General features: G+C 70.2%; 15 protein-coding genes and 1 pseudogene. 10 read left to right on the top strand and 6 right to left on the bottom strand.

The features are described 5' to 3' along the window. Nucleotides 1–82: 82 nt before the first annotated feature. On the bottom strand, nt 83–2353 hold the full coding sequence (locus EJ913_RS29530; protein WP_127004724.1) for a heavy metal translocating P-type ATPase: 2271 nt from the start codon (nt 2351–2353) through the stop codon (nt 83–85). Between the two features lie 77 nt (nt 2354–2430). On the opposite strand from EJ913_RS29530, the gene EJ913_RS29525 reads away from it, so the two are divergent. After that, complete coding sequence (locus EJ913_RS29525; protein WP_127004723.1) at nt 2431–2853, top strand: MerR family transcriptional regulator; 423 nt, start codon at nt 2431–2433, stop codon at nt 2851–2853. Nucleotides 2854–2860: 7 nt separating this feature from the next. On the opposite strand, the gene EJ913_RS29520 is transcribed toward EJ913_RS29525, so the two are convergent. From EJ913_RS29520 to EJ913_RS29495, 5 genes are all read right to left on the bottom strand, one after another. Beyond that, the gene (locus EJ913_RS29520; protein ID WP_127004721.1) at nt 2861–4069 is read right to left on the bottom strand and encodes a CoA transferase; all 1209 of its coding nucleotides are present in this window, start codon (nt 4067–4069) and stop codon (nt 2861–2863) included. Between the two features lie 183 nt (nt 4070–4252). Next, a complete protein-coding gene (locus tag EJ913_RS29510; protein WP_127004719.1) occupies nt 4253–5005 on the bottom strand; it encodes a glucose 1-dehydrogenase in 753 nt (250 codons plus the stop codon). A 112-nt stretch (nt 5006–5117) separates the two neighbouring features. After that, complete coding sequence (locus tag EJ913_RS29505; RefSeq protein WP_127004717.1) at nt 5118–6089, bottom strand: LysR family transcriptional regulator; 972 nt, start codon at nt 6087–6089, stop codon at nt 5118–5120. 79 nt (nt 6090–6168) lie between these two features. Further along, complete coding sequence (locus EJ913_RS29500; RefSeq protein WP_127004715.1) at nt 6169–7857, bottom strand: acyl-CoA dehydrogenase family protein; 1689 nt, start codon at nt 7855–7857, stop codon at nt 6169–6171. A 229-nt stretch (nt 7858–8086) separates the two neighbouring features. Then, a complete protein-coding gene (locus EJ913_RS29495) occupies nt 8087–10759 on the bottom strand; it encodes a 2-oxoglutarate dehydrogenase E1 component (RefSeq protein WP_127004713.1) in 2673 nt (890 codons plus the stop codon). Between the two features lie 316 nt (nt 10760–11075). Between EJ913_RS29495 and EJ913_RS29490 the strand changes: the two genes are divergently transcribed. From EJ913_RS29490 to EJ913_RS29445, 9 genes and pseudogenes are all read left to right on the top strand, one after another. Further along, nucleotides 11076–12164: a TRAP transporter substrate-binding protein gene (locus tag EJ913_RS29490; RefSeq protein ID WP_127004711.1), complete on the top strand. Its 1089-nt coding sequence runs from the start codon at nt 11076–11078 to the stop codon at nt 12162–12164. A 203-nt stretch (nt 12165–12367) separates the two neighbouring features. Next, a complete protein-coding gene (locus tag EJ913_RS29480; protein WP_127004707.1) occupies nt 12368–12979 on the top strand; it encodes a TRAP transporter small permease subunit in 612 nt (203 codons plus the stop codon). 158 nt (nt 12980–13137) lie between these two features. Beyond that, nucleotides 13138–14928: a TRAP transporter large permease gene (locus tag EJ913_RS29475; protein WP_127004738.1), complete on the top strand. Its 1791-nt coding sequence runs from the start codon at nt 13138–13140 to the stop codon at nt 14926–14928. A gap of 20 nt (nt 14929–14948) precedes the next feature. Then, complete coding sequence (locus tag EJ913_RS29470; RefSeq protein ID WP_127004705.1) at nt 14949–15929, top strand: ketopantoate reductase family protein; 981 nt, start codon at nt 14949–14951, stop codon at nt 15927–15929. 190 nt (nt 15930–16119) lie between these two features. Further along, complete coding sequence (locus tag EJ913_RS29465) at nt 16120–17562, top strand: aldehyde dehydrogenase family protein (protein WP_127004703.1); 1443 nt, start codon at nt 16120–16122, stop codon at nt 17560–17562. A gap of 28 nt (nt 17563–17590) precedes the next feature. Next, complete coding sequence (locus tag EJ913_RS29460) at nt 17591–19048, top strand: FAD-binding oxidoreductase (RefSeq protein WP_127004701.1); 1458 nt, start codon at nt 17591–17593, stop codon at nt 19046–19048. Beyond that, nucleotides 19045–19887: an HTD2 family dehydratase gene (locus EJ913_RS29455; RefSeq protein ID WP_127004699.1), complete on the top strand. Its 843-nt coding sequence runs from the start codon at nt 19045–19047 to the stop codon at nt 19885–19887. The genes EJ913_RS29460 and EJ913_RS29455 overlap by 4 nt, the downstream gene beginning before the upstream one ends. Nucleotides 19888–19911: 24 nt before the next feature. After that, nucleotides 19912–20661 (top strand): electron transfer flavoprotein subunit beta/FixA family protein, encoded by a 750-nt coding sequence (locus tag EJ913_RS29450; protein WP_127004697.1) that lies wholly within the window; start codon nt 19912–19914, stop codon nt 20659–20661. Between the two features lie 177 nt (nt 20662–20838). Next, nucleotides 20839–21185, top strand: a pseudogene (locus tag EJ913_RS29445) (electron transfer flavoprotein subunit alpha/FixB family protein); the annotation flags it as partial.

Raw genomic sequence — 21185 nt, 5'->3', positions numbered from 1 at the left:
GCGTCCGTCCCGGTTTTGGGGCGGATGCGGCATCCGGAATGGGAAAGGGCACGCCGCGATTCGGTCGCGGCGTGCCCTTTTTTCATGCGCGGTGGCGCGCCGACAGCAGCCGCAGGGCGTTGGCGGTGACCAGCACGGTCGCCCCGGTGTCGGCCAGGATCGCCGGCCATAGCCCGGTGACGCCGAGGATGGTCGTCACCAGGAACACCGCCTTCAGCCCCAGCGCCACGGCGATGTTCTGCCGGATGTTGGCCATCGTCCGCCGCGACAGGGCGACCATCGCCGCCACGTCGCCGACCCGGCCGTGCAGCGCCGCCGCGTCCGCCGTCTCCAGCGCCACGTCGGTGCCGCCGCCCATGGCGATGCCGATGTCGGCCGCCGCCAGGGCCGGCGCGTCGTTGATGCCGTCGCCCACCTTCGCCACCCGCTCGCCGCGCGCCTGGAGGTCGCGGACGATGCGCTGCTTGTCCTCCGGCAGCAGTTCGGCGTGGGCGGGGATGCCGAGCGCCCCGGCGGCGGCCTGCGCCGTGCGGGCGTTGTCACCGGTCAGCATGAACGAACGGATGCCGATGGCCTGCAGCGCGGCGACCCCGCTCGCGGCGTCGGCGCGGAGTTCGTCGCGCATCGCCAGCAGCCCGGCCGGCCGTCCGTCCACCAGCAGCACCGACACCGTCTTCCCGGCCCCGTTCAGGGCGGCGACGCGCTCGGCTTGCGCCGCGTCGAGCGGGCCGGCGGTCTGCGGCGAGGTGAGCGTCACCGCGCGCCCGTCCACCGTGCCGCCCACCCCCTTGCCGGCGAGCGCGGTCATCCCGGTCGCGGCCGGGACCGGCACGGCGCGCTCCGACGCGGCGGCGAGGATCGCCTTGGCCAGCGGGTGGCTCGACCCGCTTTCCAGCGCGGCGGCGAGGCCCAGGATGTCGGCCTCGGTTCGGGAAGCGTCGAAGGCGACGACGTCGGTCACCTTCGGCTTGCCCTCGGTCAGGGTGCCGGTCTTGTCGAAGGCCACGGTGGTGATGCGGGCCAGAACCTCCAGCGCGGCGCCGCCCTTCAACAACAGCCCCTGCCGGGCTCCGTTCGATAGGCCGGCGGCGATGGCTGCCGGAGTCGAGATCACCAGGGCGCAGGGGCAGCCGATCAGCAGGATGGCGAGGCCCTTGTAGATCCACGCGTCCCAGGAAGCGCCGGCCATCAGAGGCGGCAGAACCGCGACCAGCGTCGCCAGCGCCACCACCCCCGGCGTGTAGTAGCGGGAGAAGCGGTCGATGAAGCGCTCGGTCGGGGCCTTGCTCTCCTGCGCCTCCTCGACCAGACGGACGACCCGCGCGATGGTGTTGTCGCGCGCGGCGCTGGCCACCCGCACGCGCAGCGCGCCATCGGCGTTGATCGTGCCGGCGAAGACGGAGTCGCCCTCGCTTTTGCGCTTGGGAACGCTTTCGCCGGTGACGGGCGCCTCGTCGAGCGCGCTGCTGCCGGACAGGATCACGCCGTCGGCCGCGACGCGGTCGCCGGGGCGGACCAGGATCACCGACCCGACCGTCAGGCTCGTGGCCGGGACGGTCTCGGTGGCTTGCCCCCCGGCTTCCTGCCCGCCGCGCTCCAGCAGGGCGGTGTCGGGCACCAGCTTGGTGAGGCCTCGGATGTTGGCTCGCGCCCGGCCGGCGGCCAGACCTTCCAGCAACTCGCCGACCAGGAACAGGAAGACGACCATCGCCGCCTCCTCGGCGGCGCCGATGACGACGGCGCCGATGGCGGCGATGGTCATCAGCGTCTCGATGGAAAAGGGTGTGCCGCTCCGCGCCGCCGCGAAGGCCCGCCGCGCCGTGGGCACCAGACCGACCAGCATGGCGAGCGGGAAGGCCCAGGGCTCCGCCGCCGGTACGGCCAGACCCAACGCGTAGGCCAGGGCCAGCGCCACGCCCGAGGCGATGGTCAGGCGCGCCTTCGGCCCCGTCCACCAGGAGGCGCCGTCCAGGGCATCGCCGTGGCTGTGGTCATGCCCATGGCCGTGGTTGTGCTCGGGCTCGCCATGGCCGCCGTGGGCGTCGTGATTCCCATGCGCGCAGCACCCGCTTTTGGCGCTTTCCGGCGCGGTCCCGGCACCGCCCAGGCTCTCGCCCGGCCCGACGCCGTAACCGAGCGCGGCCATGGGCTGGGTGACGGCCTTGGCGGCGACGGAAGGCTCATGGGTCACGGTGACGGTCCCGGCCGGCACCGACACGGCGACCGCGTGGACGCCCTCCACCCGCTTCAGGGCCGTCTCGACCTTGGCGGCGCAGGACCCGCAGTCCATGCCGGTCACGCGGTAGCGGGTGCGGGTGTGGGGGGATTCGACGCCGGTGTCGGTCGCGGCCATGGCGGGCTCCTTGTCTCAGTCGAGACACGACCGTACATTCTCCAGTGACTGGAGGATCAAGAGGGATTTTCGACGCGATGAAGAACCTGAGCATCGGCGCGCTCGCCACCCGGACCGGGGTGAAGATCCCGACCATCCGCTACTATGAGAGCATCGGCCTGCTGCCGGAGGCGCCGCGCACGGACAGTAACCGCCGCCTCTACGACGACGCCATGGTGAAGCGCCTGCGCTTCATCCGCCACGCCCGCGACCTGGGCTTCGAGGTGGAGGCGATCCGGCAGTTGCTGACCCTGACCGACGACCCCGGCCAGTCCTGTCACGAGGCCGATGCCCTGGCGCAGGCGCATCTGGCCGACATCGAATCCAAGATTGTCCGCCTCCAGGCGCTTCAGGAGGAGGTGCGGGAGATGGTGGCGCAGTGCGGGCAGGGGCAGGTGCGGACCTGCCACGTGATCGAGGTGCTGGCCGACCACGCCCACTGCCTGCACGAAACCCACTGAGGCGAGGTCAGCCCACCACCTTCTCGTCGTGCAGCCTGCCGATCTCCGCCGAGGACAAACCCAGCAGGTCGCCCAGCACCGCATCGGTGTCCTGGCCCAGGGTCGGGGCCGGGCGGTGGTCGGCGCGCTCGCCCAGCGCGGGGAAGCTCAGTGGCGAGCCCGGCACCAGCAGCGGCCCGACCCCCGGCTGGTCGATCTCGCGGAACAGCGGGTTGGCGGTGGTGCAGCGCGGATCCTCGGCCACCAGTTGCCCGAAGTCGCGGTAAGGGCCCCACAGCACGCCCGATCCGGCGAAGGCGGCCTCGACCTCCGCCAGCGTGCGGGCCGCGAACCACGGGGCCAGCACGGCGGAGATGGCGTCGCGCGCCTGGAAGCGCCCGCCCTCGTCGTCCATGTCCACGCCCATCAGCGGGCCGATCATCGCCAGCTTGTCGGCCAGCCCGGTCGCCTTGCCCAGCGCCCGCCATTGCCGGTTGGAGATGGCGACCGCCATCGCGCGCCGCCCTTCCTTGGTGGGGAAGTCGTGGCCGTAGGCGCCGTACAGGTCGTTGCCGATGGGTTGGCGCACCGCGCCGTTGACCCGGACGTCGGCGAAGTAGCCGAGGTTGCCGACCGTCGCCAGCATCACGTCGGCCAGCGCCACCGTCACCTCCTGGCCCTTGCCGGTGCGGCGGCGGTGCCGCTCGGCGGCGAGCAGGCCGGTGGCGAGATACAGCCCGGCGGCCACGTCCCAGGCCGGCAGCACATGGTTGACCGGCTCGCCCCCGCGCCCGGTCGCCATCGGGAAGCCGCTGGCGCAGTTGACGGTGTAGTCCACCGCCGCCGAGCCGTCCGGGTTGCCGGTCAGCCGCAGCATGATCAGGTCGTCGCGCTTGGCGGACAGCGCGTCGTAGCCCATCCAGCCGCTGGCCGGCAGGTTGCTCAGCAGAATGCCGGCGTTCTCGCCCGACGCGGTGATGATGGCCTGGGCGATCTCCCGCCCCTGCTGGGTGTCGAGCGCCAGCGTCACCGAGCGTTTGCCCTTGTTCAGCGCGGTCCAGTAGAGGCTGGTCCCGTTGGCGTCGCTGACCGGCCAGCGGCGGTAGTCGATGTTGCCGCCGATGGGGTCGATGCGGATCACGTCGGCGCCGAGCTGCGCCAGCGTCATGCCGCCGAGCGGCGCCGCGATGAAGGCCGACACCTCGATCACGCGCAGGTCGGACAGGAGCTGGGACATGGGGGAGAATCCATTCTTCTCCCTCTCCCCCCTGGGGAGAGGGTCGGGGTGAGGGGGATGCATGGCGACACGCCACACGTCACGCTGGCGCGCCTGTCATCCCCGTTCATCACGCGCTGCCTCCCCCTCACCCTAACCCTCTCCCCAGGGGGGAGAGGGGATTGGCCTGGAGGAGAGGGCGTTTTACACGCAGCGGCCGCCGTCGATCTCAAGCACCACGCCGGTCATGAACTCGGCCTCGTCGGAGGCGAGGTAGAGCGCGGCGTTCGCCACGTCGCTCGGCTTGCCGAGGCGGCCGAGCGGGACGATGCCCATCATGCGGGCGCGCTTCTCCGGCGTGTCGCCGCCCATGAAAGTGGAGAGCAGCGGCGTCTCGGTGGCGACCGGGGCCAGCGCGCAGACGCGGATGTGGTCGGGGGCCAGCTCCAGGGCCAGCGACTTGGTGATGTTGTGAACGGCACCCTTGGTGGCGTTGTACCAGACCAAGCCGGGGCGCGGGCGCAGGCCGGCGGTGGAGCCGAGGTTCAGGATCACGCCCGACTGTTGCGCGCGCATCTGGCCGACCACGGCCTTGGCGTAGAGGTAGATCGACTTCACGTTGAGGGCGAAGACGCGGTCGAACTCCTCCTCGGTCACGTCCTCGAACGGGCCGTTGGCGTGGGTCGAGCCGGCGTTGTTGACCAGAATGTCGAGGCGGCCGAACTTCTCTACCGTGGCCGCGATGGTCATCTCGACGTCGGCCGTCCTGGTGACGTTGGCGGCGATGCCGATGGCGTTGTCGCCCAAGCTCTTGGCGACCGACTGGGCGGCGTCGCCGTTGATGTCCACCACGGCGACGCGGGCGCCCTCGCGCACGAAGGTTTCGGCCATGGCGAGGCCCAGCCCCTGCGCGGCCCCGGTGATCAGGGCCACTTTGCCGTCCAGGCGCTTCGTCATTCTCGGTTCCTCCCCAGGGGGTTATCGGTTGGTGGGAGGACTTTAGGTCGCGCCGGACCGCTCGTGCTATGGACCATCCGTCATAGCTGCTATCAGCGCTTGCCGCCGAGCCTCAGGCCACCGGCTCCGTCGTGCCGGTGTGGGCAACGACCTTGCCTTTCAGCACGCCGTTGGCGACGCATTTCGCCACCTCGGCGTGGATCAGGCGCAGCAGGGCGCGCGTCGCCTTCGACACCGGCTGGTGCAGCGGCGTCGCGGTGACGAGCATGGCGTGCATGTCCTTGGAATCGATCTCGCGGGCGATCAGCCGGCCCTGCCGCACCTCGCGGTGGACGGCGCCGAAGGGCAGGATGGTGGAGCCCATGCCCTCCTCGACCAACTGCTTGATGGCGGTGACGGAATCGATCTCCATGTCGACCTGGAGGTCGATGTCGGCGCGGCGCACGGCGGCGTCCACCACCCGGCGCAGACCGTTCTCCAATCCCGGAAGCACCAGCGTCAGGTCGCCCAGCATCGCGACGGGGACCGGGCCGTCGTCGACGATGCCGCTTTCGTTGCCTTCGGCGTCCTTGGCCGACTGGATCAGCATCAGGTTCTCGACCAGCAGCGGCGAGGACAGCATGCTGCGCCCGCGCCGGGCGTCGTAGAGCACGGCCAGATCGAGCCGCCCGCTCTCCACCCATTCCAGCAGGGTGCCGCTGAACACCTCGTGGATGCGCAGCGTCGCGTCGGGGTAGTTCTCGTGGAAGCGCCGGGCGAGCGGGGCGCCCAGCGTGGCGCAGATCGACGGAGGCAGGCCCAGGGTCACGCTGCCGGTCAGGCGTTCGGACTGGTCCTGGATCTCCTCCTTGATCTCGGCGAGCGCGCCCAGAAGATGGCGCACCACGTCGTAGAGCTTGCGCCCCGGCTGGGTCAGCGAGACGCCGCGTCCATGGCGGTAGAACAGGCTGGTGCGCAGTTCGTGCTCCAGCTTCTGCACCTGACGGCTCAGCGCCGGCTGGGTGATGCCCAGCTTGACCGACGCCTTGGAGAAGCTGCCGAGGTCGGCGACCTGCACGAAATACCGCAGTTCCAGAAGTTCCATGGAAGACCAGTCTCGCCCGTGGCGTTGTTCCCGAGCCGCGCAGAGTACGGGAATATGATTCCAAGGGCGAGCGTGGCGGTCAGTTGCGGCGGCCGAGAAGACCGCGCGCGACGACCTGGGCCTGGATTTCGGCGGCGCCCTCGAAGATGTTCAGGATGCGGGCGTCGCACAGCACGCGGCTGATCGGGTATTCCTCGGCGTAACCGTTGCCGCCGTGGATCTGCACCGCGTTGTCGGCGTTCGACCACGCGACGCGGGCGGCCAGCAGCTTGGCCATGCCGGCCTCGATGTCGCAGCGCCGCTCGCTGTCCTTCTCGCGGGCGGCGAAATAGGTGAGCTGGCGGGCCACCATCGTCTCCACCGCCATCCAGGCCAGCTTGCCGGCGACGCGCGGGAAGGCGGCCAGCGGCTTGCCGAACTGCACGCGCTCCTGGGCGTAGCGCAGGCCCAGTTCCATGGCGTTCTGCGCGACGCCGACCGCGCGGGCGGCGGTCTGCACGCGGGCGGATTCGAAGGTCGCCATCAACTGCTTGAAGCCCTGGCCCTCGACGCCGCCCAGCAGGTTGCCGGCGGGGACCTCGAAGCCGTCGAAGCCCAGCTCGTACTCCTTCATGCCGCGATAACCCAGAACGCGGATCTCGCCGCCGGTCATGCCGTCGGCGGGGAAGGGGGTGTCCTCGGTTCCGCGCGGCTTCTCGGCCAGCAGCATGGACAGGCCTCGATAGCCGGGCGCGTTCGCGTCGGTGCGGACCAGCAGCGTCATCAGATCCGACCGCGCGGCGTGGGTGATCCAGGTCTTGTTGCCGGTGACGCGGTAGGTACCGCCCTCCAGCACCGCTCGGGTCCGCAGGGAACCCAGGTCGGAGCCGGTGTTGGGCTCGGTGAAGACGGCGGTCGGCAGGATCTCGCCCGACGCGATGCGGGGCAGCCAGCGCTCCTTCTGTTCGGCCGTGCCGCCGGAGCGGATCAGCTCGGCGGCGATCTCCGCGCGGGTGCCGAGCGAGCCGACGCCGATGTAGCCGCGCGACAGCTCCTCCGTCACCACGCACATGGCGAGCTTGCCCATGCCGAGCCCGCCGTCCTCCTCCGGGATGGTCAGGCCGAAGACGCCCATCTCGGCCATCCGGTTCAGGACATCGATGGGGATCAGCTCGTCCTTCAGGTGCCACTCGTGGGCATAAGGCGCGACCGCGTCGGCGACGAAGCGGCGGAACTGCTCGCGCACCATGTCAAGGGACTCGTCCTCCAGCGCGCTCTCGCCGAAGCCACCGCCGTGCAGGGCGTCGGTCAGCAGCTCGGCGATGCGCAGGCGCAGGGCGGACGCGTTGCCGGCAGCGATCAGCCGGGCGACGGCGGTGCTGCGGAAAGCGGCGCGGTCCTCGTCCGACAGGCCGAAATCGGCGGGGCGGACGATCTCGCCCTGGCTCATGGCGAGGCCGCCGTCGAGCTGGGCGAGGTATTCGCCGAAGGCCGCCTGGAGGATGGCGGATTCCAGCTCGCCCAGCCGGCCGGCGCGGTCGAGCCGTTCGGCCCAGCCCTGCATCTGGCGCAACGCCTCGGCGTAGGTGGCGACCCAGGCGAAGCCGTGCGCCGCGACTTGATGGCGGTCGAGCAGGGCGGCGTCCGGCTTGCCGTCCGGCGCGACGAGCGCCATGACGCCCCGCTCGGCGGCCTCGGTCAGTCGCGTCACCGCGACGAGCGCCGCCGTCGTCGTGGCCAGCAGGTCGGGGAGCAGGAGGGAGGGGGTGTCGGACAGGGTCGTGGTCATGGCGTCGCCTTCGCGTTTCCTCGGGTGTTGGTTCTTGCCGCCTTGTAGCCCTCTCCCCTCCGGGGAGAGGGTTGGGTGAGGGGGATGCATGATGACCGGCTGACGGAACCAAGCACGGACGCGAGTCTTTTCCGCCCTGCCGGGCGTAACGCCCCCTCACCGGCCCTGCGGGCCACCCTCTCCCCAGGGGGGAGAGGGTTGTATGTGGAGAGGTTCAGGCCATCATGCATCATTCGGCTGCTCCCACCGCAAGGCGAGGCGCCGGAGTGGCAGCCGCGACCGCCCCGGCAAACGCCTGCTCCACGATGTGGCGCTGGTCGGCGTCGTGGTCGCCGTGGAAGCTGCCAGCGGGGGAGCCGGCCTCGTCGCGGGCGACGCAGGCGACGCGCGGGTGCGGGGCACCCGCCGCTTCGCGCAATGCCTCCAGCCGTCGGTCGAGGAAGCCCCAGGCGCCGAGGTTGCGCGGTTCCTCCTGCACCCAGACGCAACGGGCGCCGGGCCAGCGGTGGAACAACGCCGACAGCTCGGCCGCCGGGAGCGGATACAGCATCTCCAGCCGGACCACCGCCACGTCGTCGGCGCCGCGCGCGGCGCGTTCTCGTTCCAGCTCGTAGGCCAGCTTGCCGCTGCACAGCAGGAGAGTGCGGACGTCGGCATCCTCGCCGCCGGTGACGATCACCGGGCGGAACGCCGTGCCGAGCGCGAACTCCTCCAGCGGCGAGACGGCGGCGGGCAGGCGCAGCAACGTCTTTGGGCTGAGCACCACCAGCGGCTTGCGGACCGCCCGGTGGATCTGCCGGCGCAGCAGGTGGAAGCAGTTGGCTGGGGTGGAGGGGTGCGCGATCTGCATGTTGTCGCGCGCCGCCATCTGCAGGAAGCGCTCCGGCCGGGCGGAGGAATGCTCCGGTCCCTGGCCCTCCAGCCCGTGCGGCAGGAGCAGGACGAGGCCGGAGGGCTGGCGCCACTTATCCTCGGCGCTGGCGAGGAACTGGTCGATGACGATCTGCGCGCCGTTGGCGAAATCGCCGAACTGCGCCTCCCAGATCACCAGCGCGTCGGGCCGTTCCAGGCTGTAGCCGTATTCGAAGCCGAGCACCGCGTGTTCCGACAGCGGGCTGTTGACCACGTCGAAGCGGGCCTGCGGCACGCCAAGGTTGTTCAGGCTGACGTGGCGTCGGCCGCTCGCCGTGTCGGTCAGGGCGAAGTGGCGGTGCGAAAAGGCGCCGCGCGTCACGTCCTGCCCGGTCAGGCGGACCGGCGTGCCCTCGGCCAGCAGGGTGGCGATGGCCAGCGCCTCGCCGGTCGCCCAGACCAGATCGCCCTCGGCGCGCTGGCGGACGACGCGCTCGACCTTGCGATCCACCGTCAGCCCGTCCGGGATGGCGGCGAGGCTGGCGAGCAGGGCACGCAGGCGGTCGGGCGGCAGGCCGGTCTTCGGCTCCGCCGGGGGCGTGGCGGTCGGGGCGAAGGGCGCCCAGCGCCCGGCCGGGAAGCCGTCGTGGTTGGGCCGGTGGTCGGCGGCGGCGGCCAGCGCCTCCTGGAAGCGGGCCTTGTGCTTGGCGGCCAGTGCCGGTGCCGCGTCGGCGGCGAGCAGGCCGTCGGCGCTCAAGCGCTTGGCGTAGAGGTCGCGCACGCCCGGATGGGCGTCGATGGCGCGGTACTCGACCGGCTGGGTGAAGCGCGGCTCGTCGATCTCGTTGTGGCCGTTGCGGCGGTAGCCGACGAGGTCGATCACCGCGTCGCGCCCGTGCTCCTGCCGGAAGGCGACGGCGAGGTCGGCGGCGCGCAGCGCCGCGTCGGGATCGTCGGCGTTGACGTGCAGGATGGGGCTGTCCACCGCCTTCCACAGGCCGGTGCAGTGGCGGGAGGTCCGCGCCTCGTCCGGGTTGGTGGTGAAGCCGATCTGGTTGTTGACGACGATGTGGATGGTCCCGGCGACGCTGAATCCGGGAACGCCGGACAGTTGCAGGGCCTCGGTCACGCTGCCCTGGCCGATCACGCTGGCGTCGGTGTGCAGCAGCACGCAGAGCACGCGTTTCGGCTCCCCGGCCAGATCCTGGCGGGCGCGGGCGCGGCCCAGCGTGACCGGGTTGATCGCCTCCAGATGCGACGGGTTGGGCGACAGGGTCAGCGCCAAAGTGCGCTCGCCGAAGGTCAGCGTGCCGTCGATGCCCATGTGGTAGGGCACGTCGGCGGGGACCGGCGGGTCGGACAGGAAGGGGTGCATGCCCTTGATGCCGGCGAACAGCTCGACCAGGGGCTTGCCCAGCACGTTCGCCATCAGGCTGAGCCGGCCCCGGTGCATGGTGCCCACCTGCACCTCGGTCACCCCGGCGGCGGCGGCGCTGCCCAGGATGCGGTCGAGCAGAGGGATCAGCGTCTCCATCCCCTCGGCGCCGAAGCGCTTCTTGGTGGGGTAGCGGACGCCCAGCAGCCGCTCGAACTCCTCGGCCGCCGTCAGCAGGGCGAAGGCGCGCTGCCGGGCGTCCGGCGGTGGGGTGGTGGCGTCGGTGGACTCGTAGGCGTCGCGCAGCCAAGCCCGCAGGTCCGCGTCGTCGATGTGCGCGGTCTCCAGCGTCAGCGTGCCTTCGTAGAGGCGGCGCAGCCGGGCGGTTTCGGCGTCCTCCCCGGCGGGGGTCGGCGGGGGTGGCGCGCGGCGCAGCGGGTCAAGGTCGGCGGACAGATGCCCGCGCTCCCGGATCGCCTCGCGCAGCAGCGCCGCCGGATCGGCCGATGGGTCGGCCCATCCGGCGGGGGAGGAGGGGGCGCCCAGCTCGTCCAGGACCTGGAAGACGGTGCGCCAGCTGACGTCCACCTGATCCGGATCCTCGCGGTAGCGCTCGTGAAGCGCTTCGAGATAGGCGGCCCCGGCGGCGTTGAGCGGGGAGGACAGCCTAGACATGGCGCGCACCGATCATGCGAATGAACGTCCGTTGCGTTGGTGGAAGAGGGTCGTCCCAACAGTAGCGAGACCCTTCGCGCGGCGTACCGTACGGCGTGCCTGTACCAGATATTCATTGCGGGCATAGCCAACCGTCCGCCGGGCCGTCGTTCCTGCGGCATCCGGCAAACAATCAGCGTCACTGACAGCCAGTGTCGCTTATGGCTGGTATGTCCGAAAGCGGCATTCCCCTGGGCAACTCCATGCCGCACTGTCACGGTCACCGCACCGTCCCTAAACGGTTGCGGCCAATGAAAATTCCGGGAGGATAGAGTCCATGCAGCGCCGTCAGTTCTTCAAGGGTGCCGCCGTCGCGGCCGGTGCCTCGACCCTGGCCGCCCCGGCCATCGCGCAGTCCGAGCCGACGATCCGCTGGCGCTGCGTGTCCAGCTTCCCCAAAAACATCGAGGTCCTGTACGGCAGCGCCGAGGTGCTGGCGAAGAACGTCGCCGAGGCCACCGACGGCAAGTTCCAGATCCAGGTCTTCGCCGCCGGTGAAGTGGTTCCGGCGCTCCAGGCGCTCGACGCCGCCAGCAACGACACGGTGGAGATGTGCCACACCGCGTCCTACTACTACGTCGGCAAGGATCCGTCCTTCGCGTTCGGTTGCTGCCTGCCCTTCGGCCTGAACACCCGCCAGCAGAACGCGTGGTTCTACCACGGCGAGGGCGGCAAGCTGCTGGAGGAGTTCTACGCCGGCTACAACCTGAAGGCGCTGGCCGGCGGCAACACCGGCTCGCAGATGGGCGGCTGGTTCCGCAAGGAGGTCAACTCGGTCGAGGACATGAAGGGGCTGAAGTTCCGCATCTCGGGCTTGGGCGGGCAGATTCTCGCGAAGCTCGGCGTCATCGCCCAGCAGGTCAGCGGCGGCGACATCTACCCGGCGCTGGAGCGCGGCACCATCGACGCCGCCGAGTTCAACGGCCCCTACGACGACGAGAAGCTCGGCCTCTACAAGATCGCGCCGAACTACTACTACCCCGGCTGGTGGGACGGCACCTCGCTCCAGCATTTCTTCATCAACACCAAGCGCTGGGAAGGCCTGCCCAAGCATTACCAGGCGGCCCTGACCGCCGCGGCGGCGCTGGCCAACGTGGACAGCGTGGCGCGCTACGACGTGCTGAACCCGCAGGCGCTCAAGCGCGTGGTCGAGAAGGGCGCCAAGCTGCGCGCCTTCCCGCAGGACGTCATGCAGGCCAGCCACAAGGCGGCGCTCGACCTCTACGACGAGCTGTCGGGCAAGAACCCGGCCTTCAAGAAGTTCTACGAGAGCTACCGCAAGTTCCAGACCGACTCCAACCTGTGGCTCCAGGCCTCGGACTACGCCTACGACAACGCGGTGCTGCGCCTGAGCCGGCGCTCGTAATCAGGGCGATCGCTTGAAGCCCCCCTCTCCCCTTGCGGGAGAGGGGGTGGGGTGAGGGGTGCGCAAATTTTTTCGCCTTCGGCGAATACCCCTCATCCCAACCCTTCTCCCGCAAGGGGAGAAGGGCTTCCCGCTCCTTAAAGCGATTGCCTTGGCGACAACCTCCGCCACCCGCGTCCGGTCTTTTTGGGAGGGCTCGTCCCTTGTCGTTCCTCATCCTCCTCAGCCGCGGCATCGACGCGGTCAACGCCCGGCTGGGCAAGGGCATCGCTTGGCTGATCCTGCTGGCGATCGTCGTCTCGGCGGTCAACGCCATCATCCGCAAGGTCTTCGACACCAGCTCCAACTCCTGGCTGGAGCTGCAATGGGTGCTGTTCGCGGCGGTGTTCCTGTTGTGCTCGCCCTGGACCCTGAAGGACGACGAGCACATCCGCATCGACATCGTGAACGCCGCCCTGTCCAAGCGGGCGCGCGACGGCATCGACGTGCTGGGCCATGTGGCCTTCCTGCTGCCCTTCAGCCTGGTGATGCTGGTCACCTCCTGGCCGTTCTTCTTCGCCTCCTTCGCCATCGAGGAGCAGTCGATGAACGCCGGCGGCCTGCCGCAATGGCCGGCGAAGCTGCTGATCCCGGTCGGCTTCACCGTCCTGTTCATCCAGGGCCTGTCGGAGCTGATCAAGCGCGTCGCCATCATGACCGGCCGTATGAAGGACCCCAACGCGCGGGCCGTCGGCCATCAGGCCGCCGCCGAAGCCGAGGCCGAGCGCCTTCTCGCCGTCGCCGCCGTACCGCATAAGGACCGAGTGCCGTCATGACCACGACTTCCCCCTCCCTGTCGCCGAAGGCGGTCCGGCTGTCGGTCATCTCGGCGGTCCTGCTGATCGCCGTGGCGGTGGCGCTCTACGTGCTGCCGGTGCCGGGCGCCGGCGCGCTCGCCGAGCATGACGGCTGGCGCGGCTGGTTCGGCCACAACATGGCGCCGATCATGTTCGCGACGCTGGTGGTCCTGCTGCTGCTGGGCTACCCGGTCGCCTTCGCGCTGGCTGCCAACGGGCTGATCTTCGGCCTGATCGGCATCGAGTTGGGCCTGTTCCGCCCCGACCTGTTCCAGGCGTTGCCGGAGCGCGTCTACGGCACGATGAACAACGACGTGCTGCTGGCCGTCCCCTTCTTCACCTTCATGGGGCTGGTGCTGGAGCGCTCCGGCATGGCCGAGGATCTGCTCGACACCATCGGGCAGCTGTTCGGCACCATCCGGGGCGGGCTGGCCTACGCGGTCATCTTCGTCGGCGCGCTGCTGGCGGCGACGACGGGCGTGGTCGCGGCCTCGGTCATCTCGATGGGGCTGATCTCGCTGCCGATCATGCTGCGCTACGGCTACGACCGCCGTCTGGCGTCGGGCATCATCGCGGCCTCGGGCACGTTGGCCCAGATCATCCCGCCCTCGCTGGTGCTGATCGTCATGGCCGACCAGCTCGGCCGCTCGGTCGGCGACATGTACGAGGGCGCCTTCATCCCCGGCCTGACGCTGGCCGGTCTCTACGCGCTCTACGTCTTCCTCGTGTCGATGATCTGGCCCAAGGCCGCCCCCGGCCTGCCGCTGGAGGCCATCGGCTACCGCGAGCCGAACGGCGCGCGCGGCATCTGGAACCTGGGCGTGCTGGCGGTCTTCTCCGGCGTCGTCGCCTATGGCGTGATGGCGCAGACCGAGGTGAAGGCCGGCGCCGACTTCGTCGTGCTGATGATGTCGGTCGGCGTCACCGTGGCCTTCATGTCGGCGGTCTTCAACCGCTTCCTGGGCAGCCGCCGCCTCGTCGCCAATCTGGCGCTCACCGCCGTCATGGTCGCCGCCTATCTGGGGCTGAAGTCCGGCGGCCACGGCGCGCTGTCCCTGCTGGCCGAGGCGCTGGCGGCCGGCGCCCTTTATTCGGCGGTCGCCGCCGTGCTGGAGCGCGCCACCGGCCTGCGCCTGATTTCCAGCATGGCGGAGCAGGTGACCTTCGTGATGGTCCCGCCGCTGGCGCTGATCTTCCTGGTTCTGGGCACCATCTTCATCGGCCTCGCCACGCCCACCGAGGGCGGCGCCATGGGGGCCGTCGGCGCGATGCTGCTGGCCGCGACGAAGAAGCGGCTGAGCATGGATCTGGTGCGTCAGGCGACCTATTCGACGGCGAAGCTGGCGTCCTTCGTGCTGTTCATCCTGATCGGCGCGCGGGTGTTCTCGCTGACCTTCTACGGCGTCAACGGCCATGTCTGGGTCGAGGAGCTGATGGTCTCGTTGCCAGGCGGGCAGATGGGCTTCCTGATCGCCGTCAGCGTCATGGTCTTCCTGCTGGCCTTCTTCCTCGACTTCTTCGAACTGGCCTTCATCATCATCCCGCTGCTGGCCCCGGCGGCGGACCGGCTGGGCATCGATCTGGTGTGGTTCGGCGTCATCCTGGCGGTGAACATGCAGACCAGCTTCATGCACCCGCCCTTCGGTTTCTCGCTGTTCTTCCTGCGGTCGGTGGCGCCCAAGGAGCCCTACGTCGACCGGGTGACGGGCAAGACGATGGAGCCGGTGCAGACCAGCCAGATCTACTGGGGCGCCGTGCCGTTCGTCGTGATCCAGCTGGTCATGGTGGCGCTGGTGATCGCCTTCCCGCAGATGGTCATGCACTACAAGTCCTCCGCCGTTAAGATGGACCAGCAGCAGATCGAGGAGCAGTTCAAGGGCCTGGGCAACGATCTGGACGACGCGCCCATGCCGCTGGACTTCAAGTGAGCCGGGAAGGGAAGGCAAGCATGCGGATCGCGATCGTCGGGGCCGGGGCCGTGGGTGGCGCCTTGGCCGGGTTCCTAGCCTCCACCGGCCGGCACGAGCTGTCGCTGCTGGCGCGGGGCGCCCATCTGGCGGCGATCCGGGACAGGGGCCTGACGGTCCGCACGCCCAAGGGCGAGCTGTTCTGCCGGCCGCAGGCCAGCGACAACGCCGCTCACCTCGGGGTGCAGGACGTGGTGATCGTCACGGTGAAGGGGCATGGGCTGACCGCGCTGGCGCCTTCGCTGCCGGCGCTGATCGGGCCGGACACGCTGGTGGTGGCGGCGCAGAACGGCGTTCCCTGGTGGTATCTGCACGGCGCCGACCCCTCGGTCGTGCCGGAGCCTCTGGAGGTCGTCGATCCCGGCGGGGCGATCTGGTCGGCCATCGGGCCGGAGCGGGTCGCCGCCTGCGTCATCGAGGTGCTGCCGGCCCGCGTGGTGGAGCCGGGAATCGTCGCCCACAGCGCCATGCCGGTGCTGGCCTTCGGCGCGCCGATCCCCGGCGCCCATGCCGGGACGTTGGCCGCGCTGGCGGACGCCTTCACCGAGGCCGGGGCCAGGGCGTCGGTGTCGCCGGACATCCGGATCGCGCTGTGGCGCAAGCTGATGCTGAACATGGCGGTCGGGCCGACCAGCGTGCTGACCGGCGCCACCATGGGCGCCATGGAGGAGGCGCCGGGCCTGCGCGCCGTCCAGGGCCGCCTGATGCGCGAATGCCTGGAGGTCGCCCGCGCCTGGGGCGTCGCGCTGGAGGACGACATCGAGGCGCGGCTGGCGCGCGGCAGCGGCGTGCCGGGCCACAAGCCGTCCATGCTCCAGGATTACGAGGCGGGACGGACGATGGAGATCGACCCCATCGTCACCGCCGTCATCGAGCTGGCCAACCGGCGCGGCGTGCCCGTGCCGACCATCGAAACGCTGTGGGCGCTGACCGCGCTCAAGGAGCGGGTGGCGCGGGGGTGAGGGGGAAGACTCGGCTTCGATCGCCCCCTCCCTAACCCTCCCCCGCCTGCGGCGGGAGAGGGGACTGCCGCCGAACGCCGACAAGCATCCGGCCCCCTCTCCCGCGAAGCGGGGGAGGGATGGGGAGGGGGCAACCGCACCTCGTCACTCGCCAACCAACAACAAGACGTTCTTTCCGGAGTAATCGACCATGCGTCTCGACACGAACTTCGTCGCCGGCTCCTGGCGCCGCGGCACCGACCGGCTGGACATCGCGAACCCGTCGGATCTCGACCAGATCGCCGGCTCCTACACGCTGGCGACGGCGGACGACGTGCGCGACGCCTTCGCCGCCGCCCGTGCCGCCCAGCCGGCGTGGCGCGACGCCACGGTGGAGCAGCGCTCCCTGGTGCTGGAGGCGATCTCCCGCGCCATCTTCGACAACAAGGACGAACTGGCCCGCATTTCGGCGACCGAGGGCGGCAAGACCATCCCCGACGCGCTGGGCGAGGTCGTCCGCGCCGGCCACCTCGCCCGCTTCTTCGCCGCCGAGGCGCTGCGCGTTCCGGGCGAGACCGTCGGCTCGGTGCGGGCCGGGGTGGACGTGGACGTGACGTGCGAGCCGGTCGGCGTCGTCGCCCTGATCACGCCGTGGAACTTCCCGGTCGCGACGCCGATGTGGAAGATCGCCCCGGCGCTGGCCTTCGGCAATGCCATCGTCTGGAAGCCGTCGGAGAAGACCCCCGGCATCTCCATGGCGATCACCCGCATCATCGCCGAGGCGCTGGCCGCCAACAACATGCCGACCGGCCTGTTCAACCTGGTGGTCGGCGCCGGCCCGACCGTGGGCGCCGCCGTGGCGGACGAGGCCGACGCGGTGTCCTTCACCGGCTCGCTCAACACCGGGCGCCGCATCGCGGTGCGCTGCGCCGAGCGGATGGTGCGCTGCCAGCTCGAACTCGGCGGGCAGAACCCGCTGGTGGTGCTGGCCGACGCCGACCCGGATCGGGCCGCCGACCTTGCCGTCAACAGCGCCTATTTCCACGCCGGCCAGCGCTGCACGGCGGCCGGCCGCCTGATTGTCGAGGAGGGCATCCACGACGCCTTCGTCGCGGCGGTGACCGAACGGATGGCGGCGCTCCGCGTCGGCCATTCCCTGCTGCCGGAGACCCAGATCGGCCCGGTCATCGACGAGTTCCAGATGACCAAGAACCTCGGCTACATCGAGACCGGCCTGCGCGAGAACGCCAAGCTCGCGGCCGGCGGCGAGCGCCTGACCCGCCCGACGCGCGGCTGGTTCCTGGCGCCGACCCTGTTCACCGAGACCACCAACGCGATGACCATCAACCGCGAGGAGGTCTTCGGCCCGGTCGCCAGCGTGATCCGCGTCGCCAATTACGAGGAGGCGCTCGCCACCGCCAACGACACGGTCTACGGCCTGTCGTCGGGCATCGTCACCAACTCGATGAAGCACGCGCGGCATTTCCAGGCCAACGTCCAGTCGGGCATGACCATGCTGAACCTGCCGACGGCGGGCGTGGACTACCACGTGCCGTTCGGCGGCCGGAAGATGTCCAGCTACGGCCCGCGCGAGCAGGGGCGCTACGCCATCGACTTCTACACCATCGTCAAGACGGCCTACCGCTCGCTCTGACGCCACGCCCAGCCGGAGGGAGGAAGCCTTGACCACCACCAGTTCGACCACCAGCTTCGCGGCGTCGGTCCTCGACCCGATCCGCGCCATCGTCGGCGAGCGCGGGATCATCACCGACCCCGGCACCATGCAGCCCTTCATGGAATCCTGGCGCGACGGCTGGGTCGGCCGCTCCCCGGCGGTCGTCCTGCCCGACAGCGCGCAAGCGCTGGCGGCGGTGGTGCGCATCTGCGCCGAAACGCGCACGCCCATCGTCCCGCAGGGCGGCAACACCGGTTTGACCGGGGCCAGCCAGCCGCACGCCGACGGATCGGAGATCGTGCTCTCCACCAACCGCCTGAACCGCATCCGCGAGATCGACCTCGACAACGACACGATGACGGTCGAGGCCGGCTGCATCCTCGCCAACATTCAGAACGCCGCGCGGGACGTGGGGCGGCTGTTCCCGATGAGCTTGGCCGCGGAGGGGAGTTGCCAGATCGGCGGCAACATCGCCACCAACGCGGGCGGCGTTCAAGTGGTGCGCTACGGCAACATGCGCAATCTGGTGGCCGGGCTGGAGGTGGTGCTGCCCGACGGCCGGATCTGGGACGGGCTGCGGGGCCTGCGCAAGGACAACGCCGGCTACGACATGAAGCAGATCTTCATCGGATCCGAAGGGACGCTGGGGATCGTCACGGCGGCGGTGCTGAAGCTGTCGCCGCTGCCGCGCGCCACCGCCACCGCGCTGGTCGCGGTGTCGTCGCCGAGCGACGCGGTCGATCTGCTGACCCGCGCCAAGGGCAAGGTCGGCGACCGCATCATCACCTTCGAGTTGATCCAGCGCTTCTGCATCGACATCGCCCGCCGCCACGTCCCCGACGTGCCCGACCCGCTGAACGACGTGTACCCGTGGTACGTGCTGGTCGAGTTGGCCGACCAGGACTCCGGCGAGCGGCTGGCCGGCATGTTGGAGGGCATCCTGGAGGCGGCGATGGAGGCCGGCGAGGTGCTGGACGGCGTCGTCGCCGCCTCCAAGGCGCAGGCCGATTCCCTGTGGCGCATCCGCGAGGGCATCCCCGAGGGCCAGAAGCGCGAGGGCGTGTCCTACAAGCACGACGTGTCGGTGCCGATCTCCAAGGTGGCGCTGTTCCTCGACCGCGCCAACGCGGCGCTGGAGCGGGAATTCCCCGGCATCCGGCCCTTCTCCTTCGGGCATCTGGGCGACGGCAACATCCACTACAACCCGATCCAGGGCGAGGACGGCGACCCGGCGGAGTGGAAGGCGCGGCTGGGGGCGGTCAACGCCATCGTCCACGACATCGTGGTCGATCTGGGCGGCTCGATCTCCGCCGAGCACGGCATCGGCCGCCTGCGCATCGACGAGCTGCCGCGCTACAAGTCGCCGGTCGAGCTGGACATGATGGTGGCCTTGAAGATGGCCTTCGACCCGCACAACATCATGAATCCCGGTAAGATCCTGCGACTGAACGGGAACGCGCGATGAGCCTCGACCATCTGAAGGACTGGATCGGCGGGCGCGAGGAGCGCGCCGACACGGCCACCGCCGCCCCGCTCGCCGGTCTGGCGGCGACGCTGGACCACGAGAATCCGCCCTGGCCGGCGGGGGAGGTGCCGCCGCTCGGCCATTGGCTGTACTTCCTGCCCAAGGCGCCCCAGCGCGAGATCGCCGAGGACGGCCACCCGCACAAGGGCGGCTTCCTGCCGCCGGTGCCGCTGCCGCGCCGCATGTGGGCCGGCGGCGACCTGCGCTTCCTGGCGCCGATCCCGGTGGGGGCGAGCGTGCGCCGTACGTCCACCATCGAATCGGTGGAGCACAAGCCGGGCCGCTCCGGCGACATGGTGTTCGTCAAGGTGATGCACGAGATCGCCACCGACGCCGGAGTCGCCGTCCGCGAGCGGCACGACATCGTCTACCGAGAGGCCGCCAAGCCGGGGGAGGAGGCCGCAACGCCGCTGCCGGCCGATCCGGCGCCCTTCGACTGGAGCCGAACGGTCACGCCGGACCCCGTGCTGCTGTTCCGCTATTCGGCGCTGACCTTCAACGGACACCGCATCCATTACGACCGCCCCTATTGCCGCGAGGTGGAGGGCTATCCGGGACTGATCGTGCACGGCCCGCTGACCGCGACGCTGCTGATGGACCTGTTCCTGCGCAATGCGGGAGGCCGGCGCGTGACCGGTTTCCGCTTCCGCGCCCGTCGCCCGCTGTTCGACACGCGGCCCTTCACGTTGTGTGCCGCCAATAGGCCGGACGGGGCGGAGGCTTGGGCGCTCGATCCCGACGGGCAGGTCGCGATGACCGCCGATATCCTGGCCGAATAACCTATTTCCGAGAGGGCCTGTTCCGTGAAGATCCTTGTGCCCGTGAAGCGGGTCGTCGACTACAACGTGAAGATCCGCGTGAAGGCGGACGGCAGCGGCGTCGAGACCGCCAACGTGAAGATGAGCATGAACCCCTTCGACGAGATCGCCGTCGAGGAGGCCGTCCGCCTCAAGGAAGCCGGCAAGGCGACCGAGATCATCGCCGTGTCGGTCGGCCCGGCCCAGGCCCAGGAGACGCTGCGCACCGCGCTGGCGATGGGCGCCGACCGTGCCATCCTGGTGCAGACCGACGCCGAGACCCAGCCGCTGGCCGTCGCCAAGGTGCTCAAGGCCCTGGTCGAGAAGGAAGGCCCGACGCTGGTCGTCCTCGGCAAGCAAGCCATCGACGACGACTGCAACCAGACCGGCCAGATGCTGGCGGCGCTGCTCGGCTGGGGCCAGGGCACCTTCGCCTCCAAGATCGTTGCCGGTGAGGGCTCCATCGCGGTGACCCGCGAGATCGACGGCGGGCTGGAGACGGTGGACCTCAAGCTGCCGGCCATCGTCACGGCCGATCTGCGCCTGAACGAGCCGCGCTACGCGAGCTTGCCGAACATCATGAAGGCGAAGAAGAAGCCGCTGGAGACCGTCACCCCGGACAGCCTGGGCGTGGACGTGGCGTCGCGGCTGACGACGCTGAAGGTGGTCGAGCCGGCCAAGCGCAAGGCCGGCGTGAAGGTGGCGGACGTGGCCGCCCTGGTGGACAAGCTGAAGAGCGAGGCGCGGGTGATCTGAACTCGTCGGCTCCGAGGCCCCCTCCCTAACCCTCCCCCGCTTCGCGGGAGAGGGAACTCCGCCGAACGCCGTCAAGGGTCCGGCCCCCTCTCCCGCCAAAGGCGGGGGAGGGATGGGGTGGGGGCAAACCGCTCGACAACGTCCCCGCTTCGATCCCAAGATAAGGCACTCCAAATCATGGCCGACATTCTCGTTCTCGCCGAACACGACAACGCGGCGCTCAAGCCCGCGACGCTGAACGCCATCACCGCCGCGACCAGGATCGGCGGCGACATTCATGTCCTGGTCGCCGGCAAGGGCGCCCAGCCCGTCGCCGAGGCCGCTGCCAAGATCGCCGGCGTGGCGAAGGTCCTGCTGGCCGACGATGCCGCCTATGAGCACGCGCTGGCCGAACCGCTGGCGGCGCTGCTGGTCGAAATTGGCCGCACCTACGGCCACATCCTGGCTCCGGCCACCTCGGTGGGTAAGAACGCGCTGCCCCGCGTCGCCGCCCTGCTCGACGTGGCGGCGATCTCCGACATCAC

The sequence above is a fragment of the Azospirillum doebereinerae genome (genome assembly GCF_003989665.1).
Lineage (GTDB): Bacteria > Pseudomonadota > Alphaproteobacteria > Azospirillales > Azospirillaceae > Azospirillum > Azospirillum doebereinerae.
This window is presented reverse-complemented; position numbering and strand designations above follow the sequence as displayed.